16 protein-coding genes are annotated in these 17393 nt (G+C 60.6%); 4 read left to right on the top strand and 12 right to left on the bottom strand.

What is annotated here, in order from left to right:
* Positions 1-2: 2 nt before the first annotated feature.
* Positions 3-314: an AzlD family protein gene (locus tag ACPYOP_RS25105; RefSeq protein WP_481412988.1), complete on the top strand. Its 312-nt coding sequence runs from the start codon at positions 3-5 to the stop codon at positions 312-314.
* 37 nt (positions 315-351) lie between these two features.
* Here ACPYOP_RS25105 and ACPYOP_RS25100 read toward each other — a convergent pair whose 3' ends face one another.
* Complete coding sequence (locus tag ACPYOP_RS25100; protein ID WP_481412987.1) at positions 352-2187, bottom strand: aminopeptidase P family protein; 1836 nt, start codon at positions 2185-2187, stop codon at positions 352-354.
* 343 nt (positions 2188-2530) lie between these two features.
* Here ACPYOP_RS25100 and ACPYOP_RS25095 point away from each other — a divergent pair, with 343 nt between their 5' ends.
* The gene (locus ACPYOP_RS25095) at positions 2531-2671 is read left to right on the top strand and encodes a hypothetical protein (RefSeq protein WP_162711788.1); all 141 of its coding nucleotides are present in this window, start codon (positions 2531-2533) and stop codon (positions 2669-2671) included.
* 315 nt (positions 2672-2986) lie between these two features.
* On the opposite strand, the gene ACPYOP_RS25090 is transcribed toward ACPYOP_RS25095, so the two are convergent.
* From ACPYOP_RS25090 to ACPYOP_RS25080, 3 genes are read right to left on the bottom strand one after another with little or no spacing between them, the layout of a single operon-like run.
* Complete coding sequence (locus ACPYOP_RS25090; protein ID WP_481412986.1) at positions 2987-3865, bottom strand: 50S ribosomal protein L11 methyltransferase; 879 nt, start codon at positions 3863-3865, stop codon at positions 2987-2989.
* A 19-nt stretch (positions 3866-3884) separates the two neighbouring features.
* A complete protein-coding gene (locus tag ACPYOP_RS25085; protein ID WP_481412985.1) occupies positions 3885-5033 on the bottom strand; it encodes an FAD-dependent oxidoreductase in 1149 nt (382 codons plus the stop codon).
* A gap of 7 nt (positions 5034-5040) precedes the next feature.
* Entirely contained in the window at positions 5041-5643 is a 603-nt protein-coding gene (locus ACPYOP_RS25080) for an SCO family protein (protein ID WP_481412984.1), read from the bottom strand.
* 420 nt (positions 5644-6063) lie between these two features.
* On the opposite strand from ACPYOP_RS25080, the gene ACPYOP_RS25075 reads away from it, so the two are divergent.
* The gene (locus tag ACPYOP_RS25075; RefSeq protein ID WP_112342785.1) at positions 6064-6528 is read left to right on the top strand and encodes a chemotaxis protein CheW; all 465 of its coding nucleotides are present in this window, start codon (positions 6064-6066) and stop codon (positions 6526-6528) included.
* Between the two features lie 306 nt (positions 6529-6834).
* On the opposite strand, the gene ACPYOP_RS25070 is transcribed toward ACPYOP_RS25075, so the two are convergent.
* From ACPYOP_RS25070 to ACPYOP_RS25060, 3 genes are all read right to left on the bottom strand, one after another.
* Positions 6835-7329: a CreA family protein gene (locus ACPYOP_RS25070; protein ID WP_481412983.1), complete on the bottom strand. Its 495-nt coding sequence runs from the start codon at positions 7327-7329 to the stop codon at positions 6835-6837.
* Positions 7330-7489: 160 nt separating this feature from the next.
* Positions 7490-7933, bottom strand: a complete 444-nt coding sequence (locus tag ACPYOP_RS25065; protein WP_481412982.1) for an SRPBCC family protein — start codon at positions 7931-7933, stop codon at positions 7490-7492.
* Positions 7934-7971: 38 nt separating this feature from the next.
* Entirely contained in the window at positions 7972-8295 is a 324-nt protein-coding gene (locus tag ACPYOP_RS25060) for an ArsR/SmtB family transcription factor (RefSeq protein ID WP_481412981.1), read from the bottom strand.
* A gap of 303 nt (positions 8296-8598) precedes the next feature.
* Here ACPYOP_RS25060 and ACPYOP_RS25055 point away from each other — a divergent pair, with 303 nt between their 5' ends.
* Entirely contained in the window at positions 8599-9135 is a 537-nt protein-coding gene (locus ACPYOP_RS25055) for a GNAT family N-acetyltransferase (RefSeq protein WP_481412980.1), read from the top strand.
* A gap of 38 nt (positions 9136-9173) precedes the next feature.
* Here the strand turns inward: ACPYOP_RS25055 and ligA are convergent, their stop codons facing one another.
* The 5 genes from ligA to ftsZ form a co-directional block, all read right to left on the bottom strand.
* The gene (gene ligA, locus ACPYOP_RS25050) at positions 9174-11327 is read right to left on the bottom strand and encodes an NAD-dependent DNA ligase LigA (protein WP_481412979.1); all 2154 of its coding nucleotides are present in this window, start codon (positions 11325-11327) and stop codon (positions 9174-9176) included.
* A 120-nt stretch (positions 11328-11447) separates the two neighbouring features.
* On the bottom strand, positions 11448-13121 hold the full coding sequence (recN, locus tag ACPYOP_RS25045; protein ID WP_481412978.1) for a DNA repair protein RecN: 1674 nt from the start codon (positions 13119-13121) through the stop codon (positions 11448-11450).
* 12 nt (positions 13122-13133) lie between these two features.
* Positions 13134-14003, bottom strand: a complete 870-nt coding sequence (locus ACPYOP_RS25040) for an outer membrane protein assembly factor BamD (RefSeq protein ID WP_481412977.1) — start codon at positions 14001-14003, stop codon at positions 13134-13136.
* Positions 14004-14289: 286 nt separating this feature from the next.
* Positions 14290-15246 carry a UDP-3-O-acyl-N-acetylglucosamine deacetylase gene (gene lpxC, locus ACPYOP_RS25035; protein ID WP_481412976.1) on the bottom strand — a complete coding sequence of 319 codons (957 nt, stop codon included), beginning with the start codon at positions 15244-15246 and terminating at the stop codon, positions 14290-14292.
* A 331-nt stretch (positions 15247-15577) separates the two neighbouring features.
* Entirely contained in the window at positions 15578-17317 is a 1740-nt protein-coding gene (ftsZ, locus tag ACPYOP_RS25030) for a cell division protein FtsZ (protein WP_481412975.1), read from the bottom strand.
* Between the last annotated feature and the right edge of the window lie 76 nt (positions 17318-17393).

The raw sequence follows: 17393 nt of genomic DNA, 5'->3' as shown, positions 1-17393 counted from the left end.
CCATGTTCGATTTCAATCCGCACATGGTCTTGCTCATTCTGGCCGCAGCCGTGGTGACCTTCCTGACACGCATCGGCGGCTATATCCTCATCGTCAAGATGACCCGCATTCCGCCGCGCGTCGAAGCGGCGCTGAATGCCGTGCCCGCCGCCGTGCTGACGACGCTTGTCGCCCCCGCCTTCTTTATCGGCGGCTGGGACACGAAAGCAGCGATGCTCGCTGCCCTTCTCGTCGGCCTGCGCTACCCCTCGACCTACATGCTGGTCGCGGGATGGATCATCGTGATGGCATGGAGACATTCCGTCGGCGCTTAACCCCATCCCGTTTTGAGGCGGAATGGGGTCGCGCGTCTCAATGGCCGAGCGCGCGCGTGGCATTTTCCAGCCATGCACGGATGTCGCGATCATGGATCAGCGGCATCAGCGCCTCGCGCGTCCGTGCATGATACTCGTTCAGCCAATGCAACTCTTCATGCGTCAGCAGCTCGACGAGAACCAGGCTGCGGTCGATCGGGCAGAAGGTCAAAGTCTCGAAGCCCAGCATCGGCATGTCACCGCCCTCGATCTCCTCCGGATCGCGGATATAGATCAGGTTTTCGATGCGGATGCCGAATTGACCCGGACGGTAATAGCCGGGTTCGTTGGAAAGGATCATGCCGGGAAGCAGTTCCTGCACGGCAAGGCGCGCAATGCGCTGCGGCCCCTCATGTACCGACAAATAGGAGCCGACGCCGTGGCCGGTGCCATGGGCGAAATCGACGCCCGCCTTCCACAGCGCGATGCGTGCCAGCGGATCGAGATCGCAGCCACGGGTGCCCTTCGGAAAACGTGCCGTGCTGATGGCGATCATTCCCTTCAATACCAGCGTGAAGAGGCGCTTGTGCTCTTCGGAAACGGCACCGATGCCGACCGTGCGCGTAATGTCCGTCGTGCCGTTGATATATTGCGCGCCTGAATCGATGAGAAACAGTTCACCGGCCTGGATCAGCCGGTCGCTCTCCGTCGTCACGCGGTAATGCATGATGGCCGCGTGCTCGCCAGCGCCTGAGATCGTATCGAAGGAGATGTCCTTCAGCGGGTTCTGCATGCTTTCGCCGACGCGGGCGCGGCAGGCTTCCAACCGTTCCGCCGCAGCGATTTCCGTCACCGTTCCCGGCTTGCTCGTCTCCAGCCAGTAAAGGAATTCGACCATGGCGGCGCCGTCCTGCAGGTGGGCGGCGGCCGATCCGTTGATTTCGGCGGCATTCTTGCAGGCACGCGGCAGCTTGGCGGGATCATTGCCCTCCACGACCTCTCCACCTTCACGACGGATGATGTCGGTCAGAGCGTAGGAGGCAAGATCCGGGTCGACCAGGATGCGCCCGCCATTCGCGGCCGCGGCGGCCAGGCGCTTGACGAGCTCCGAAGGCGGCAGCTGCTTGCACATCTGCGTGAGATAGGCTTCGGCCTCGACCTGGGTCTTGCGCTTGTCGAGGAAGAGCGCCGCTTCACCTTCCGCATAGATGATGGCGCGGGCCAGGGGATGTGGCGTGTGCGGCACGTCACCGCCGCGGATATTGAAGATCCAGGCGACAGAGGACGGATCGGTAATCAGCGCCGCCTTGAGGTTCTTTTCCTTGAGACCGTTTGCAATCGTCGCAAGCTTGTCCTTCGCGAGGATACCGGCCTGGGCGATATCCTGAATGATAACGTTGCTCAGCGGCTCGGGCGGCCGGTCGGTCCAGAGCTTGTCGAGCGGATTATGGGGCAGGAAGACGAGCTTGCCATCAATCTCAGCCAATGCCTTTTCCAGCCGTCGCACTTCCGCGCCCGTATGCAGCCATGGATCGATGCCCAGCCGGAAACCCTTCTTCGCATGGCGCGGCAGCCACACATGCGGAGGCTCGTTCACGAGATCGCCGCCGGTGAAGACGCTGCGGTCCACCTGCTCGGCAAGTTGCGTCACATAGCGACCGTCCACGAAAACCACGGCCTGGGAGTGTGTGATAAGCGCAACACCCGCCGATCCAGTGAAACCCGTAAGCCACGCCAGGCGCTCCGAACATTTGGGCACGTACTCGCCCTGATACTCGTCCGCACGCGGCACGAGGAAGCCGTCGATGCCGAGATCACCGAAGGCGGCACGCAGACCGGCGACGCGCTCGCGACCGAATTGCGGAGTGGAAGTGACGTCGAAAGACTGAAACATGAGCTGATCCGAGACTGGTGGAGAATCCGTGAAACCGAATGGTGCCAGTATGTTAGAGCATGATGGCCGGAAGCGCGACGTGATTTTCGATCGTGGCGACGATATGCGCAGCATCGAGCCATCGGGCTCTCTCCCAAGCGCGCAGCTCCTCTCCCCGCCGTTAACGAATCCGCCCATTTCGTGAGCATCGCTTACCAAATATGACAACTTCACGGCAGGAAACATGCATATAACGCATAGCTCCCATGAAGCTGCCCCCCTGCCACGCCGGCAAGCGAGTCGCTATATCCGCCGCATCAAACGGGTTCACGACGAACCCGCACGAACCAAGGACTTGAAGACAATGCCTATCTCTCGCTCCGCATATGTTAGCCCGGCGCTGGCTGGCGAGCGTCGCACCGTACGCCATTCCGTCGGCTCGCTTCGTCAGCTCGAAGTCGAAACCGCAAAGGCAATCGGCGCAAGCCGCGGCGGTCGCCGCTAAGAAGTTTACGAGCTACGCGTTCTTATCGATCGCAATCCGGTTCTCCTCCTCCCTACCGGATCGTAATCGGAACGCTTAGAGCCCGCTTGAGCACTCCTCCACACGCTCGCGGGCAAGATCGGTGAAAATCGATCTCAAGGCGGTGCTTCGGCACCGCCTTTTTCGTTTTCAGCCCCATGGCAAAATTCCCCCTCCCGCAAGGCAGGACAATCGCATTGTGAAGCACGGCAGCACCGCAAGTTCTTTCTTCCCTCAGGAGAAGGTGGCCCGAAGGGTCGGAGGGGGCTTGCCGCCTTAAATGCGGCGCGAAGGATTCTAAGGCCGGTCGAGATGGATGGTGACCCAGCCGTTGCGCCAGATCGTGCGCACGTGCCGCAGGTTCGCTCCGTTATAGGCCGCCAGAACCTTCCAGCGCTGCTCGGCGAGGATACCTGATAGGATGACTGAGCCGCCCGGCGCCAGATGTGCCACAAGCTGCGGCGCCATCTTGATGAGCGGACGCGCCAGAATATTGGCGATGATCAGATCAAATGGTCCATGACGGGAGAAAGCCGTGGAATGAAAGCCGGGCGCCGTCTCCAGCGCGATACCCGAAGCAATCCCGTTGCCGCGGACATTCTCCCGGGCGACGCGAACGGCAACAGGATCGATATCCGTCGCCAGAACCGGAATGTTGCGCAGCTTGCGCACAGCAATCGCCAGAACGCCGCTGCCCGTCCCGAGATCGAGCGCATTGCGCACGCGGCGGCTCGCAAGAACCTTCTCGATCGTCTCCAGGCAGCCCGCCGTCGTCCCGTGATGGCCCGTACCGAAAGCCTGTCCGGCCTCGATTTCGATGGCGATATCGCTGGGGCCGACCTTGTCGCGATCATGCGAGCCATGCACGAGGAAGCGGCCGGCCCGTACCGGCTTCAGCCCTTCCAGCGACTTGGCGATCCAGTCGATATCCGGAAGTATTTCCTTTTGGATGGGAAGTTCGGCGAAGGTGGGCTTCAGGAGCGCTTCAAACCGACCACGAACCTCCTCTTCGTCCACGGCATAGAGATAGATCGACGCTTCCCAAATATCGTTCTTCTCGTCGATTTCCGTCGTTGCGATCGGCAACTCCTCGTCTTCGAATACCGGCGTCATCAGATCCAGGACCTGCGCGGCCTTCTTCTCGGTCGTTGTCACATAAAGGCGGATTTCGCTCACTCGTCGCTCTTTCTCGTTCTTATTCGGCCCAGCCGATCCAGGGCGGTCTCGGTGTGTCATAGCCGGCGACGCTCTGAAGCAACGTCCGATGGGCCGAGCCAAAGCGCAGGAATAGCGGCGCAAACAGATTGCGCGCCGCAATCGCCAGCGGATTTCTCATGGTCACCAGTCGTGTCAGGCCGTAGGTCTGCTTCAATACCAGCTTCACGGCGGGAATTCTCAAGGCCGAATACTCCTGTTCGCGGCCTTCCGCAATGAGCCACGCAAGCCAGCAGGCATCTTCGATGCCGAGATTCATGCCGCGTGCGCCGGCCGGCGAATGGATATGAGCGGCATCGCCGGCCAGAAAGACATTGCCTTTCGCCATAGGCTCGACATGGCGGAAGTTGATGCGAAATTGCGAGGCCCAGGTCTTCTCGGCAATGGCGGCCGGATGAACGATGCGGCTTTCGAAATCCTCCAGTGTCGAGATATAGCGGAGGATGTCGGCCGCAACAGGCAGGCGCCCGACCATGCCGGGATCGAAGAGCGAGATTTCGCCGTAGTGAGTATCGACCGGCTCCGCATAGCGAAAATCGGCGAGATAGAAATAGGCCTCCAGCGCCTCGCCGGGGAAGCCGGCGCCCGTCGCCTTGCGAACGGCGGAATGCGCGCCATCGGCACCGATCAGAATATCCGGCCGCACCGTCTCCGGCACACCGTTTGTCCGGCGCAGAGTGACCTCCGGCTTCCGGAAGTCCGATATGGCCTCCACAACCAACGCCGTCTGCCATTCGGGCAAGATGCCGTAGGCCGAAAGTGCCTCCATCAACAGGCGCTCGGTGGCGCCCTGCGACAAGGCGCGAATGGCGCTGAAGCGGCCTTTCACCTCTCGAGTATCCAGCTGGAGAAGAATTTTCTTGTCCGAGCGGACGCGAAAACGCTCGATCGGCTGGGCGGCGGCGAGGATGCGCTCCGCAACGCCGGAGGGGGACAGCAACGTCAGCGTGCGGGCATTGACGCCGAGCGCCCGGCTCTCTTCCGTGGGGGTCGGGCCGGCGCCATCGTCAACGATGCGGGGCCTATAGCCGCGCCGGGCGAGTTCAAGCGCGGCGGTAAGGCCGACCGGCCCCGCCCCCGCGATCAGGATGGATCTGGATTTTCCCTGTTCGCCAAGCCCCTCGCCCATGCGGGCCCTACCCCTTCTTGATCAGGTTCTCCAGCTTCTTCGCCGCCACGGCTGCATCTTCTCCATAGGCGATGGTTCCGGCAAAGCGGCCTGCCGAATCCAGCAGGAACACGGAAGCGGTATGATCCATCGTATAGTCGCCATTCGGCTGCTTCTCGTCCACCGGCACTTTCTTGGCGTAGACGCGGAATCCTTTGACCATGTCCATCACCTTAGCGGGATCGCCGGAAATGCCGGTGATGCGCTTCGACACATTGGAGACATACTGGTCCATGATTGCCGGCGTATCGCGCTCGGGATCGACGGTGACGAAATAGGCGTTGAGTTTGCTGCCATCGGGATCGATCTTCTGCAGCCAGCCATTCAGCTCGAACAGCGTCGTCGGGCATACATCCGGGCAATGCGTATAGCCGAAGAAGATGGCCGACGGCTTGCCGCGAAACGCCTGTTCGCTGATCGGCTGGCCGCTTTGCGAAACGAGCGTGAAGGGCACGCCATAGGGACCGGATGCCGCCACCTCGGGCGACTTGCCTCCGCCAAAGCTCAGCCAGCCCAATATTCCGGCCACGATCAACACGGCCACCCAAATCGCAATCCGCACGCTTCTCATGACTGCCTTCCCTCACCGATTCCGGCGACCGCACCCGAAAGGCAGCGCGATCCGCCCTCCAGCCGATGTAATGGCTCGATGCTGAGGACGCAATTCAAGAAGATGTTCGCAAGGGGCCGAAATCGTCGCAGCATGCGCTTCAAGGTCTCTCACTCAGGCTCGGCCAGACAGAATTTACGATCATGTTAAACCAATCCTAACCTGTCCGCGCCAACATCTCTTTCAAAGGTCGAACTCGACTTCGCCCGCCGCCCGAAAACGCGGCAAACTCTTTATTTCAGAAGGGCATGACGCCCGCCGGAAAGCCAGGCGCTTTGCGCCGAAGCACCGGATGCTGCCGCTGCCCAAGCCGCTTCAGCCGATCTCTTTTTCAATCGCGAGCGTCGCTTGCCGGCGATGCCAATCGGGAAGTCCTCGAACATGACGAACGCCATCAAGCAATCGGGCGCCTATCTGGAAATCGTCTCCTTTCACCTCGGCGATCAGGAATTCTGCATCGACATCATGGCCATCCGCGAAATCCGCGGCTGGGCGCCGGTGACGCCGATGCCACATACGCCACCTTACGTGCTTGGCCTCATCAATCTGCGCGGCGCCGTTATCCCGGTCATCGACATGGCCTGCCGCCTGGGCATGAAAATGACGGAGCCTTCCGAGCGTTCGGCCATCATCGTCACGGATATTGCCGGCAAGCTCGTCGGCCTTTTGGTCGAACAGGTCTCGGATATGATGTCGATCAAGAGCGAAGATCTGCAGCCGGCGCCGGAAATCGTTCCGGAAGCGCAGCGCGCCTTCTGCCGCGGCATCGTAGCCCTGGAAAAGACCATGGTCTGCTTCCTCAACCTCGATACGGTCATTGCAGACCAGCTGGCCCAAGCCGCCTGATTTCAATAGGTTAGAGATTACCCCAAAAAGATCGCCCTGGAACTCGGCTCCAGGGCGATCGTTTTTCATATAACCGGCTTTGGCAGGGGTGTAGCCAATGATGCCGGTCTTGCAGGCCGTGAACAGGGGTCAAGAGTCGCCTCCGTGTTCGCTTTCAAAATTGCATCAAAAAGGTGCAAACCGAAAGCAACCAGAAGCAATTCGACAACCCAAGAGTATGACTTTTTTTGGTATTACCTCTCCGCCAGTTGTGATTGCGGTATCCCGGTAACGATAACGCATTTCGCGCAGAAGTCGCGATCCGCTCTAATTGGGCTTGCCCTTCTTCCATGTCACCTGCTGACCAAACAAGGGTATCGTCGAAATCGCCATCTTGGCCGAACCATCCGTCAGCTGGCGTGAATGGATGAGGTAGATCAACGTGTCGTTCTTCTTGTCGTAGATCCGGGTGACGACCAGCTTCTTCCAGATGAGCGACAATCCGGCGCGAAACACCTCGTCGCCGCTCTGCGACAGGTTGATATCACCGATTTCGATCGGGCCGGTCTGGCGGCAAGCAATGGAATTGTTGGAGGGATCCTCGAACCAGTTGCCCTTGCGCAGCCGGTCGATGACGCTGCGATCGAAATAGGTCACATGGCAGGTCACGCCGGTGACTTCCGGGTCCGGCACGGCATCGACCAGAATGTCATTGCCCGTCCAATCCACACCGACCTTGCCGACGACCTCGGCGGAAGCGGAAACGGGCGCCAGTGCCAGGAGAAACGCGGCAATGGCGGCAAAGAACTTGAGTGAACGCATCAATCATCCTCCAACAGCGGCCGCGGGGAGCGAAAGCGGCACGGCTAAGGTAAGATGGCTGATGAGCGATGCAAGATAAGGCTGGCAATCAGTATCGCACGCAGTCGGGACGCCGCCGCAAGAGCACCGGCGTCCCGACGGAAACGCGAGGCGCTCCACCTTACGTCTGGCTGTTCGCGACTGCTCCGGTCTCCAGCAGCGACTTGAGGTTCGACAGTATTTTGGGCCAGCCGCCCGACACTGCCTCGATGAACTTGGAGTTCTCCACATCGATCGCATGGGTGACGGTCAGCTTCACGGCGTTATCCGCGGGCTCTAATTCCATGACGCAGCGCGACCAGCCCTCGGCTTTCAACTCGGGACGAAATTCGTTGCGCCATTTGAAAGCCAGGCGCCGAGGCGGATCGAACTCTGCAATCTCTCCGGTGTCGGCGACGCGGCCATCCGGAAAGAGCATTTTCCACGGCGCACCGACCTTCCACTCAGTGTCATGGACCATGTCGAACCAATACTGCTTGGCGAATTCCGGCGTTGTTAGCGCCGACCAGAGTTTCTCCGGTGTGGTGCGAATAAAGGTGACGTAGACGAATTTGCTTCCAGTCATGTCATTTCTCCTTGTTTGAATGTCTGGGCTTGTCGCGGTTACTGACTGCCCTCGTCTTCCAACGCCTTCTTCAAGGCCGAAAGCGCGCTCAGATGGCGATGTTCGAACTTGTTGATCCAGCGCTCGGCAATGCCGTTGATCGGGACTGCGTTGATGAAATGCAGCTTCTCGCGGCCATGCTTCTCCGAGGCGACCAAATTGGCTTCTTCCAGAATGGCAAGGTGCTTGGCCACAGCCTGGCGGGACATCTCCAGATCTTCGCAGAGCGCGCTCAGGGTCTGCCCGTTGCGCTCATGGAGCCTGTCGAGCAATTGCCGCCGGCTGGCATCGGCCAGCGCCTTGAAAACTGCATCATCATTCACAGATACGGAACCATCTAGTTGCCTGTTTGTTATATATAGGCAACCAACTGGTTGCCTGTCAAGCTATCGATGGAAAGCAAGCAGAGGGAATTCCGCCGGGAATGATTGACAACGACGTCACCGCATCGGATCATCCACCCATGATCGCAAACCGCACCATAATGATGCATCTCACCATCTCTCCCCTTGCAGGGCGAGTGGAAGCTGTGTTGCGCTGAGCTGACCGCGATCCATCTCAACCCTGCCGAGGCGAGCAGGGTTGAAGCCTCCTTGCTCTCCTCGCCCGACATCAAAGGAGAGCCCATGAATTCCGACCAAGACGACCCAAGCAAACGACGATCAGGCAAAATCGGCCCGATCGAGATTCGCGCCACGCGGCCGTCGGATGCCGAAGCGATCGCGGCGATCGCCAATCTCCCCGGTTTCCGCGCCGGCACGCTGCGGTTGCCTTTTCAAAGCACCGAAGAGACACAGCGATGGCTGGACAAGCATGACCCCAATGCCGTCAGGCTCGTCGCTGTGCTTGACGGAAAGGTCGTCGGCAATGCCGGCCTGAACCGCCTTGCCGGCCGGCGGATTCACACCGGCAATATCGGCATGGGCGTACACGACGATTTTACGGGCTGCGGCATCGGCTCGGCGCTTTTGGGCGCCCTCGCCGATACCGCCGACAACTGGCTTGCGATCAGGCGTCTGGAACTGACCGTCTACGTCGACAATGCGCCGGCGATCCGGCTCTACGAGAAATTCGGGTTCGAAACCGAGGGCCGGCTGCGCGCCTTTGGATTCCGCAACGGCGAGTATGTCGACGCATTCACGATGGCACGCCTGAAATTCTGAGCACTCAAGGGCGGCGGATTACGATCCCGCCGCTTCCATCATCCGCCAATCAAATCCAGCCACTCGTCCTCGGTCATGACCTGGACATCGAATTCCCGCGCCTTGTCGAGCTTCGAGCCGGCGCCCGGTCCCGCAACGACGATGTCGGTCTTTTTAGAAACCGAGCCGGATACCTTCGCGCCCAGGCTCTCCGCCTTCGCCTTGGCCTCGTCACGCGTGAACTTTTCCAGCGAGCCGGTAAAGACGACCGTCTTACCGGCCACGGGGCTGCCCGAGGTCACCGGCTGCTCCGCTTCTTGGGGACGAACCTCCTCCAGCAGCTTCGCGATCACCTGCGTATTGCGCGGTTCCTTGTAGAACTCGACGATAGCTCGCGCCACCACCTCACCGATACCCTCGATATTGTTGAGGTCGTTCCACGCATCGCCGGCAAGCGCCGCCGCCTCCTTCATGCCAGCTTCAAAGGCATCGTAAGTGCCATAGGAACGTGCGAGCAGCTTGGCCGTCGTCTCGCCGACGTGGCGGATACCGAGCGCGAAGATGAAGCGATGCAAAGCGATCTGTCGCCGCTCGTTGATCGCGACATAGAGCTTGCCGACGCTGACCTTGCCGAAGCCGTCGATATTCTCCAGCTTGGCAAGCGACGACTGCTGACGTCTCTCCAGGGTGAATATGTCAGGCGCGGTCCTTATCTGCAGCGCCGGGTCCTCGCTCTCGAAGAAGAAATCGATCTGCTTCGAGCCCAGCCCTTCGATGTCATAGGCGTTGCGCGAGACGAAATGCTTGAGATGCTCGGTCGCCTGCGCGCGGCAGATGAAGCCGCCTGTGCAACGCGTGACGGCGTCGACCTTGCCGGTCTTCTCGTTGATATCTCGCACCGCATGGCTGCCACAAACCGGGCAGACTTTGGGGAATTCGTAAGGCGCGCTCGACGTTTCGCGCTTTTCCAGCACGACATCGACGATCTGCGGGATGACGTCACCTGCCCGCTGCACGATCACCATATCGCCGACGCGGATATCGCGGCCATCGCGGATGGGCTCGCCCTTGTTGCCGATGCCCTTGATATAGTCGGCATTGTGCAGCGTCGCATTGGTCACAACGACACCGCCGACTGTGATCGGCTCGAGCCGCGCGACCGGCGTCAGCGCCCCCGTGCGGCCGACCTGGATGTCGATGCCGACCAGACGCGTGAATGCCTGTTCCGCCGGAAACTTGTGCGCCGTCGCCCAACGCGGCGAGCGCGAACGGAAACCGAGGCGGGCCTGCAGTTCCAGGCTGTCGACCTTGTAGACGACACCGTCGATATCGTAATCGAGATCGGGCCGCTGCAGGCCGATCTCCTCGTAATGCCCGAGAATATCGGCGACCGAACTCAGGCGCTCCATGAGCGGATTGACCGGGAAACCCCAGGACTTGAAGGTCTGTACCATGCCGTATTGCGTATCGGCCGGCATCTCCGATATCTCGCCCCAAGCATAGGCGAAGAATTTCAGCTTGCGGCTGGCCGTCACCTTCGCATCGAGCTGACGGAGCGACCCCGCCGCCGTGTTGCGCGGGTTGACATAGGTCTGCTTGCCCTCGGCCTCCATCTGCGCATTGAGCGCCAGGAAGTCGCTCTTGGCCATGTAGACCTCGCCGCGCACCTCGACGACCGAGGGAGCGCCTGCGGGCAAAATCTGCGGTATCTCCTGGATGGTCCTGATATTGGCGGTGACATTCTCACCCGTCGTGCCGTCGCCACGCGTCGCAGCGCTCACCATCCGGCCGTTCTCGTAACGAATGGACATCGAGAGCCCATCGATCTTCGGCTCGGCGGTAAAGGCAATGGAATTGTCCGGAAGGCGGCCGAGGAAGCGATAGACGCTGGCGACGAAATCCTCCACGTCTTCCTGCGAGAACGTGTTGTCGAGCGACAGCATCGGCCTCGCATGCACGACGGGCGCGAAGGTCTCCGACGGCGCGGCACCGACCCGACGCGACGGGCTGTCGGCGCGAATGAGTGCCGGAAACCGGGCCTCGACGGCATCGTTGCGTCGCTTCAGCGCATCGTAATCCGCATCGGAAATCTCCGGCGCATCCTTGCCATGATAAAGCGCGTCGTTGCGCGCAATCTCCGCAGCCAGATAGGCAAGCGACGCGGCCGCTTCCTCTTCGGTCAAATCCTCGACGGGCTTCTGTTCGGTGCTCATGAATCGACACTCCCCGATTTCGGAGATGTTTTAGAGCACTTGGAGGAAAAGTGCGAAGCGGTTTTTCCGTTCGGACCGGGTAAAATAAAGAGAAAAATCAGGCGGTCAAAGGGGCAGCAATCAGCCGTTGCCGGCCAGCAAGCGCTTGGCGGCGGCCCTCGCCTCTTCCGTCACCGACGCGCCGGCGAGCATGCGGGCGATTTCCTCGGTGCGGTCTTTCGGCTCCATGGTGGCAACGCGCGTGGAAATCTTTTCAGAACCGTCCGCAACCGGTCCCTTGGAGATCAGGAGATGCGTCGCGGCGCGTGCGGCGACCTGCGGTGCGTGGGTGACGGACAGCACCTGCACGCGGTCGGAGAGGCGCTTCAGCCGTTGGCCGATCGCATCCGCGACCGCGCCGCCGACGCCGGTGTCGATTTCATCGAAGACGAGGGTCGGCGCCGAGCCGCGATCGGCAAGCGCTACCTTGAGCGCCAGCAGGAACCGCGATAGTTCGCCACCGGATGCAACCTTGGTGATCGATCCCGGGCGCGTACCGGGATTGGTCTGCACGTGGAACTCGACGACGTCGATGCCATCAGCCGTGCCGGCTTCGGGATCGCTTGTTATCTCCACCATGAAACGCGCCCGCTCAAGCTTCAGCGCCGGCAATTCCGCCATGACAGCCTCGGCAAGGGCTTGCCCGGCATGGCGGCGCTTTTCCGAGAGGCTGCGTGCTGCCGCATCATACTCTGCCTTGGCGGCGGCAAGCTCCGCGGCGAGCCGCGCAAGCCGCTCCTCGCCGGCATCAAGATCGGCGAGATCCGAAACCATGCGTTCGGCCAGTGCCGGCAGCTCGGTGACCGGCACCGAATATTTCCGAGAGGCGGCCCGCAGCGCAAACAGGCGTTCCTCGACCCGCTCCAGTTCGCGCGGATCGTATTCCGTCTTGCGCAACGCCGTCTCTACTTCCATCTGGGCGTTGGAAAGCTGGTCGAGAGCGGCATCGAGCAACGCCACCGTATCTTCCAGCAGGCCCGGCGCTTCATGGCTCTTGCGCTCCAGCCGGCGCACCAGCGAGGCAATATGCGGCACGGGCGATGCATTGCCGTTGAGGAACTCCGAAGCCTCGGCAATATCGCCGGCAATGCGCTCGGCCTTCATCATCCGCGAGCGCTTTTCGGCAAGCTCATCCTCCTCGCCATCCTGCGGCGAGAGCTTTTCCAGTTCTTCGACGGAGGCGCGAAGATAGTCCGCTTCGCGGGCGGCCTTCTCCACCTGCTCCCTATGCTTCTTCAAGGTGCGGTCGGTGTCGCGCCAGACCTTGTGAAGCCGGCCGACGTCCTGCGCCTCTTCGGCAAGGCCGGCGAAGGCATCGAGCAATGTGCGATGCGCGTCGGTATCGACAAGCGCGCGATCGTCATGCTGCCCGTGAATTTCGACGAGAAGTTGCCCGATCTGGCGCATGAGCTGGACGCTGAGCGCCTGATCGTTGACAAAAGCCTTGGTACGGCCATCGGCGGACTGGACGCGGCGGAAGATCAGATCGCCGTCATCATCAATGTCGTTCTCCCGCAGGAGCTTGCGGGCGGGATGCTGCGTACCGACGTCAAAAACCGCGGTCACCTGGCCACGATCCTCGCCATGACGCACGAGGCCACCATCGCCGCGCCCGCCAAGCGCCAGCGACAGACTGTCAAGCAGGATGGATTTGCCCGCACCCGTCTCGCCGGTCAGCACCGAAAGTCCGGACTCGAAGGCAAGATCCAGCCGCTCGATCAAAACGATATCGCGGATCGAAAGCTGGATCAGCATCTGCGCTCAATCTCACGTCCCAAGAAGAAGTTTTTTGCCTGCCCTGGAAATCCACGAGCCCGAATTTTCGCTCGGCTCTACGCCGCCCTTCTGCAGCAGCTGATAGGAATCCTTATACCAGCGGCTGTCCGGATAGTTGTGGCCGAGAACGGCGGCTGCCGTCTGTGCTTCCTGGACGATACCCATCGCATAGTAGGCCTCGACCAGGCGCGCCAGCGCTTCCTCGATCTGGTTGGTGGTCGGATATTGCTCCACGACAATGCGGAAGCGCGAGATTGCCGCGAGGTAATCCTTGCGTTCCAGATAGTAGCGGCCGATCTGCATTTCCTTGCCGGCGAGCTGATCCTTGGCAAAGCGGATCTTCTCCTGCGCGTCGCTGACATACTGCGACTTCGGATAGTTGTTGACGAGCTTGGTCATCGCCTCGATCGTCTGTTGTGCCGCACGCTGGTCCTGCGTTACGTCGACGATCTGCTTGGCAAAGGACGCGCCGACCAGATACTGGACATAGTCGGCGTCTTCCGAGCCGGGATATTGCTTGAGGTAGCTGTTACCTGTCTGCACTGCATCGTCGTAACGGCCCGTGCGATACTTGACGAATGTGCTCATGACGAGCGCTTTGCGTGCCCATTCGGAGAATGGTTGCTGCTGGTTGATGGCGTCGAACTTCTTGCCGGCTTCCGTCATATTGCCGGCCTTGATGTTGGCAAGGCCCTGATTGTAGAGCATTTCCGGAGGATCGGTCTCGACACCGAGCTTGGTGATGTCGATATCCTTTTTGGTATTACAACCCGTCACCACCGCACCGGTACCGGCCAGAAGGAACGATACGAGCAAAGCCCGTGCTGTGATATTCATGCGTTCAGACCTTGCAAAACCCATCGGATAACTGTCCCACTAGCCGTCGTTGCGGAGACGGCGTTCTCTCGCTGGCGTTTCTAGCCGCAAAAACACCATCAGGGCAACGCATTGATGATGCATTAACGCATTTTTGTGGCAAAGCCGCATATCCGCAGTCTTTAATCCCTGTTTTAACAGGGAATTCTCATATCGGCCCGCGCGCATTCTCCGTCTTGTTAAGACTGACGGCAAACCGCGCGAGTCGCCTGTCAAAAAAAGAGCCGCTCCTCATCGGAGCGGCAGCTTTTGTTATTCAAGTTCCGCAGCGTTATGCCGACCAGGGAGCGAACTCAGGCGCATTGACGGGCACGAATTCGCGGCTGTGAGCACGCTGGCGCGGAGCCGAGGTTTCGACGACGTCATAGGCGCTGCCATCGCTGAGCAACGCCTTCAGGGCATTCGCGTTCATGCGATGGCCGCCGCGGTAAGAGCGGTAGCAGCCGATGAATTGCGCGCCAGCCAATGCGAGGTCGCCAACCGCGTCCAGCGTCTTGTGGCGAACAAATTCGTCCTTGGCGTAACGCAGGCCCTCGACGTTGATAACGGTGTTGTCGTCGGAGATAACGACGGAGTTTTCGAGCGACGAACCCAGCGCATGACCCGATGCCCAGAGGCGTTCCACATCGCGCATGAAGCCGAAGGTACGGGCACGCGACAGCTCGGTCTTGAAGGTCTCGGCAGTCAGGTCGCCTTCCCACTTCTGCCGACCGATCAGCGGGCATTCGAAATCGATCTCGACTTCGAAGCGCGTGCCGTCATACGGGCGGAATTCACACCAGGAACCGCCGGCTTCGATGCGAACCGGCTTGGTGACGCGGATATAGCGGCGCTTGACGCCGAGCGACACGATGCCGGTCTGCTCGATCGCCTCGATGAAGGGATAGGAGCTGCCATCCATGATCGGCATTTCAGCGCCGGTCACTTCGACGACGACGTTATCGAGGCCGATCGCGTAAATCGCGGCCATCACATGCTCGACCGTAGCGACGGAACGCGCCGGAGAAAAACCGAGAACGGTGCAGAGATCCGTATTACCGACTTGCGAGGAAACGGCGCGCAGTTCGGTCACATCGCCATTGTCGTGCAGGCGCTGGAAAACGACACCGGTGCCGGCTTCGGCCGGATAGAATGTGATCGACACATTGGCGCCGGAATGAACGCCGATACCCGAAAGTGTCACAGGGTTTGCAATGGTGGTCTGAAAACCAAGCAATCCGATTGCCATATAGTTCTGCCTTCGTCTGTCTGATCCAGGCCGGGCGGTCATCTTCGGACGCTTACCCTTATCGCCGGTTCAGTCTGTTAACTATGCCGCACACACCACATACATTCATCATTGAAATGTGAGTCCGCAGGCTTGCTTGGTATTTACATACGCGCCGAGGCATCGCATTCCAAATCACTGTTTCTTTCGTTTTGTTACGAAAGTAGCCAATTGAATTTGTTGGATAATTTCAAATATGGCAATAGGTCTAAAATAAGGAAATCCGGGGTCTTTCGGCCCCGGATTTCATCAAGATGGTTAGCAACCTATTAAAAGGCCGTCCAGCATCAGGTCAGTTCGACTGCCGGCGCAGGAATGCCGGAATCTCGAGCTGATCGTCCTCATGGCTCGTCATGCGCGCCTGCGGAACCTGACGACCCTGGTCGTCGAGCGTGCCGCGACGCGGAGCGTAGAGGCTGGCTTCCGGCGACGGTGCGCGGCGCTGCGGAGCCGCGTTGTTCGTCGAAGCCATCATGTCGTCGAAAGCCGGATCTTCTTCGCGGCGGCCGAGCGAATTGGTGATTCGCTTCAGCAGGCCCATCGGGCCCCGCTCTTCGGAAGCCTGACCGGCGGCCGGCTGTGCGCGGTGTTCCATCTCGGCCTTAACGACCGGCGGGAAATCCTCGACCTTCGGCATGCGGACCTGCTCGGGAGCCTGACGGATGATCGGCTGCTGATGCATGACCGGTGCCTGCTGCTGAGGCTGCGGCTGAACCGGAGCCTGACGGACCGGCTGGGCTTCCGGGGCTGCTGCGAAGATGCGGCTCTGCGGACGGAAGTTATCTTCCGGCGCAGCGGCCTGCTGCATCACCGGCTGCTGCTGGACATGGGCCTGACGACCCATCTGGAATTCCAGTTCGCGCTCGAGATCGGCCTCTGCCGCACGAATGGTCTGGGCAACCGGATCGACAGTGCGAGGAGCCGGAGCGGCAGCCTGTGCGGTCTGGGCCTGCGCGACGTGGGCAGGCTGAGCTGCGGCCGCTGCCGGAGCGGCGGCCGCGGAAGGACGCATAGCGGGCTTCGCGGCCGGGCGGAATTCCATGTTTCTCTCGGCTGCTTCGTTCATGGCGCGGTCGATACCCGTTGCAACCACGGAAACGCGGATGATGCCCTCAAGCGATTCGTCGAAGGTGGCGCCGAGGATGATGTTGGCGTCGGGATCGACTTCTTCGCGGATGCGGGTCGCAGCTTCATCGACTTCGAACAGGGTCAGGTCACGGCCGCCGGTGATCGAGATCAGCAAGCCCTGAGCGCCCTTCATCGAGGTTTCGTCGAGCAGCGGGTTGGCAATGGCGGCTTCAGCAGCCTGCATTGCGCGGCCCTGGCCGGAAGCCTCGCCGGTACCCATCATGGCGCGGCCCATTTCGCGCATGACCGAACGGACGTCGGCGAAGTCGAGGTTGATGAGACCTTCCTTCACCATCAGGTCGGTGATGCAGGCAACGCCCGAATAGAGAACCTGGTCGGCCATCGAGAACGCATCAGCGAAAGTCGTCTTGTCGTTGGCGATACGGAACAGATTCTGGTTCGGGATGACGATCAGCGTGTCGACCGACTTCTGCAGTTCCTGGATGCCCATCTCGGCGAGACGCATGCGGCGGCCGCCTTCGAAGTGGAACGGCTTGGTCACGACGCCGACGGTCAGGATGCCCTTGTTGCGAGCCGCCTGCGCGACGACCGGTGCTGCACCCGTACCCGTGCCGCCGCCCATGCCGGCGGTGACGAAGCACATATGCGTGCCGTTGAGATGATCGATGATTTCATCGATGCATTCCTCGGCGGCTGCGCGGCCGACTTCCGGCTGCGAGCCGGCGCCGAGACCTTCCGTGACGTTGACGCCGAGCTGGATGATCCGCTCCGCCTTCGTCATGGTCAACGCCTGCGCGTCCGTGTTGGCGACGACGAAATCGACGCCCTGCAAGCCTGCCGTGATCATGTTGTTGACGGCATTGCCGCCACCGCCACCAACACCGAATACGGTGATTCGCGGCTTAAGCTCGGTGATATCTGGCTTATGCAGCTTGATAGTCATTGTACCCGTTCCTTCTCTTTATGGCCGCATCGCCACGCCGGCCAATTCACTCGATTTCACTTGCCTGACGCTTACC

The organism is Rhizobium sp. KNZ2-6A (assembly GCF_056755475.1).
This window is presented reverse-complemented; position numbering and strand designations above follow the sequence as displayed.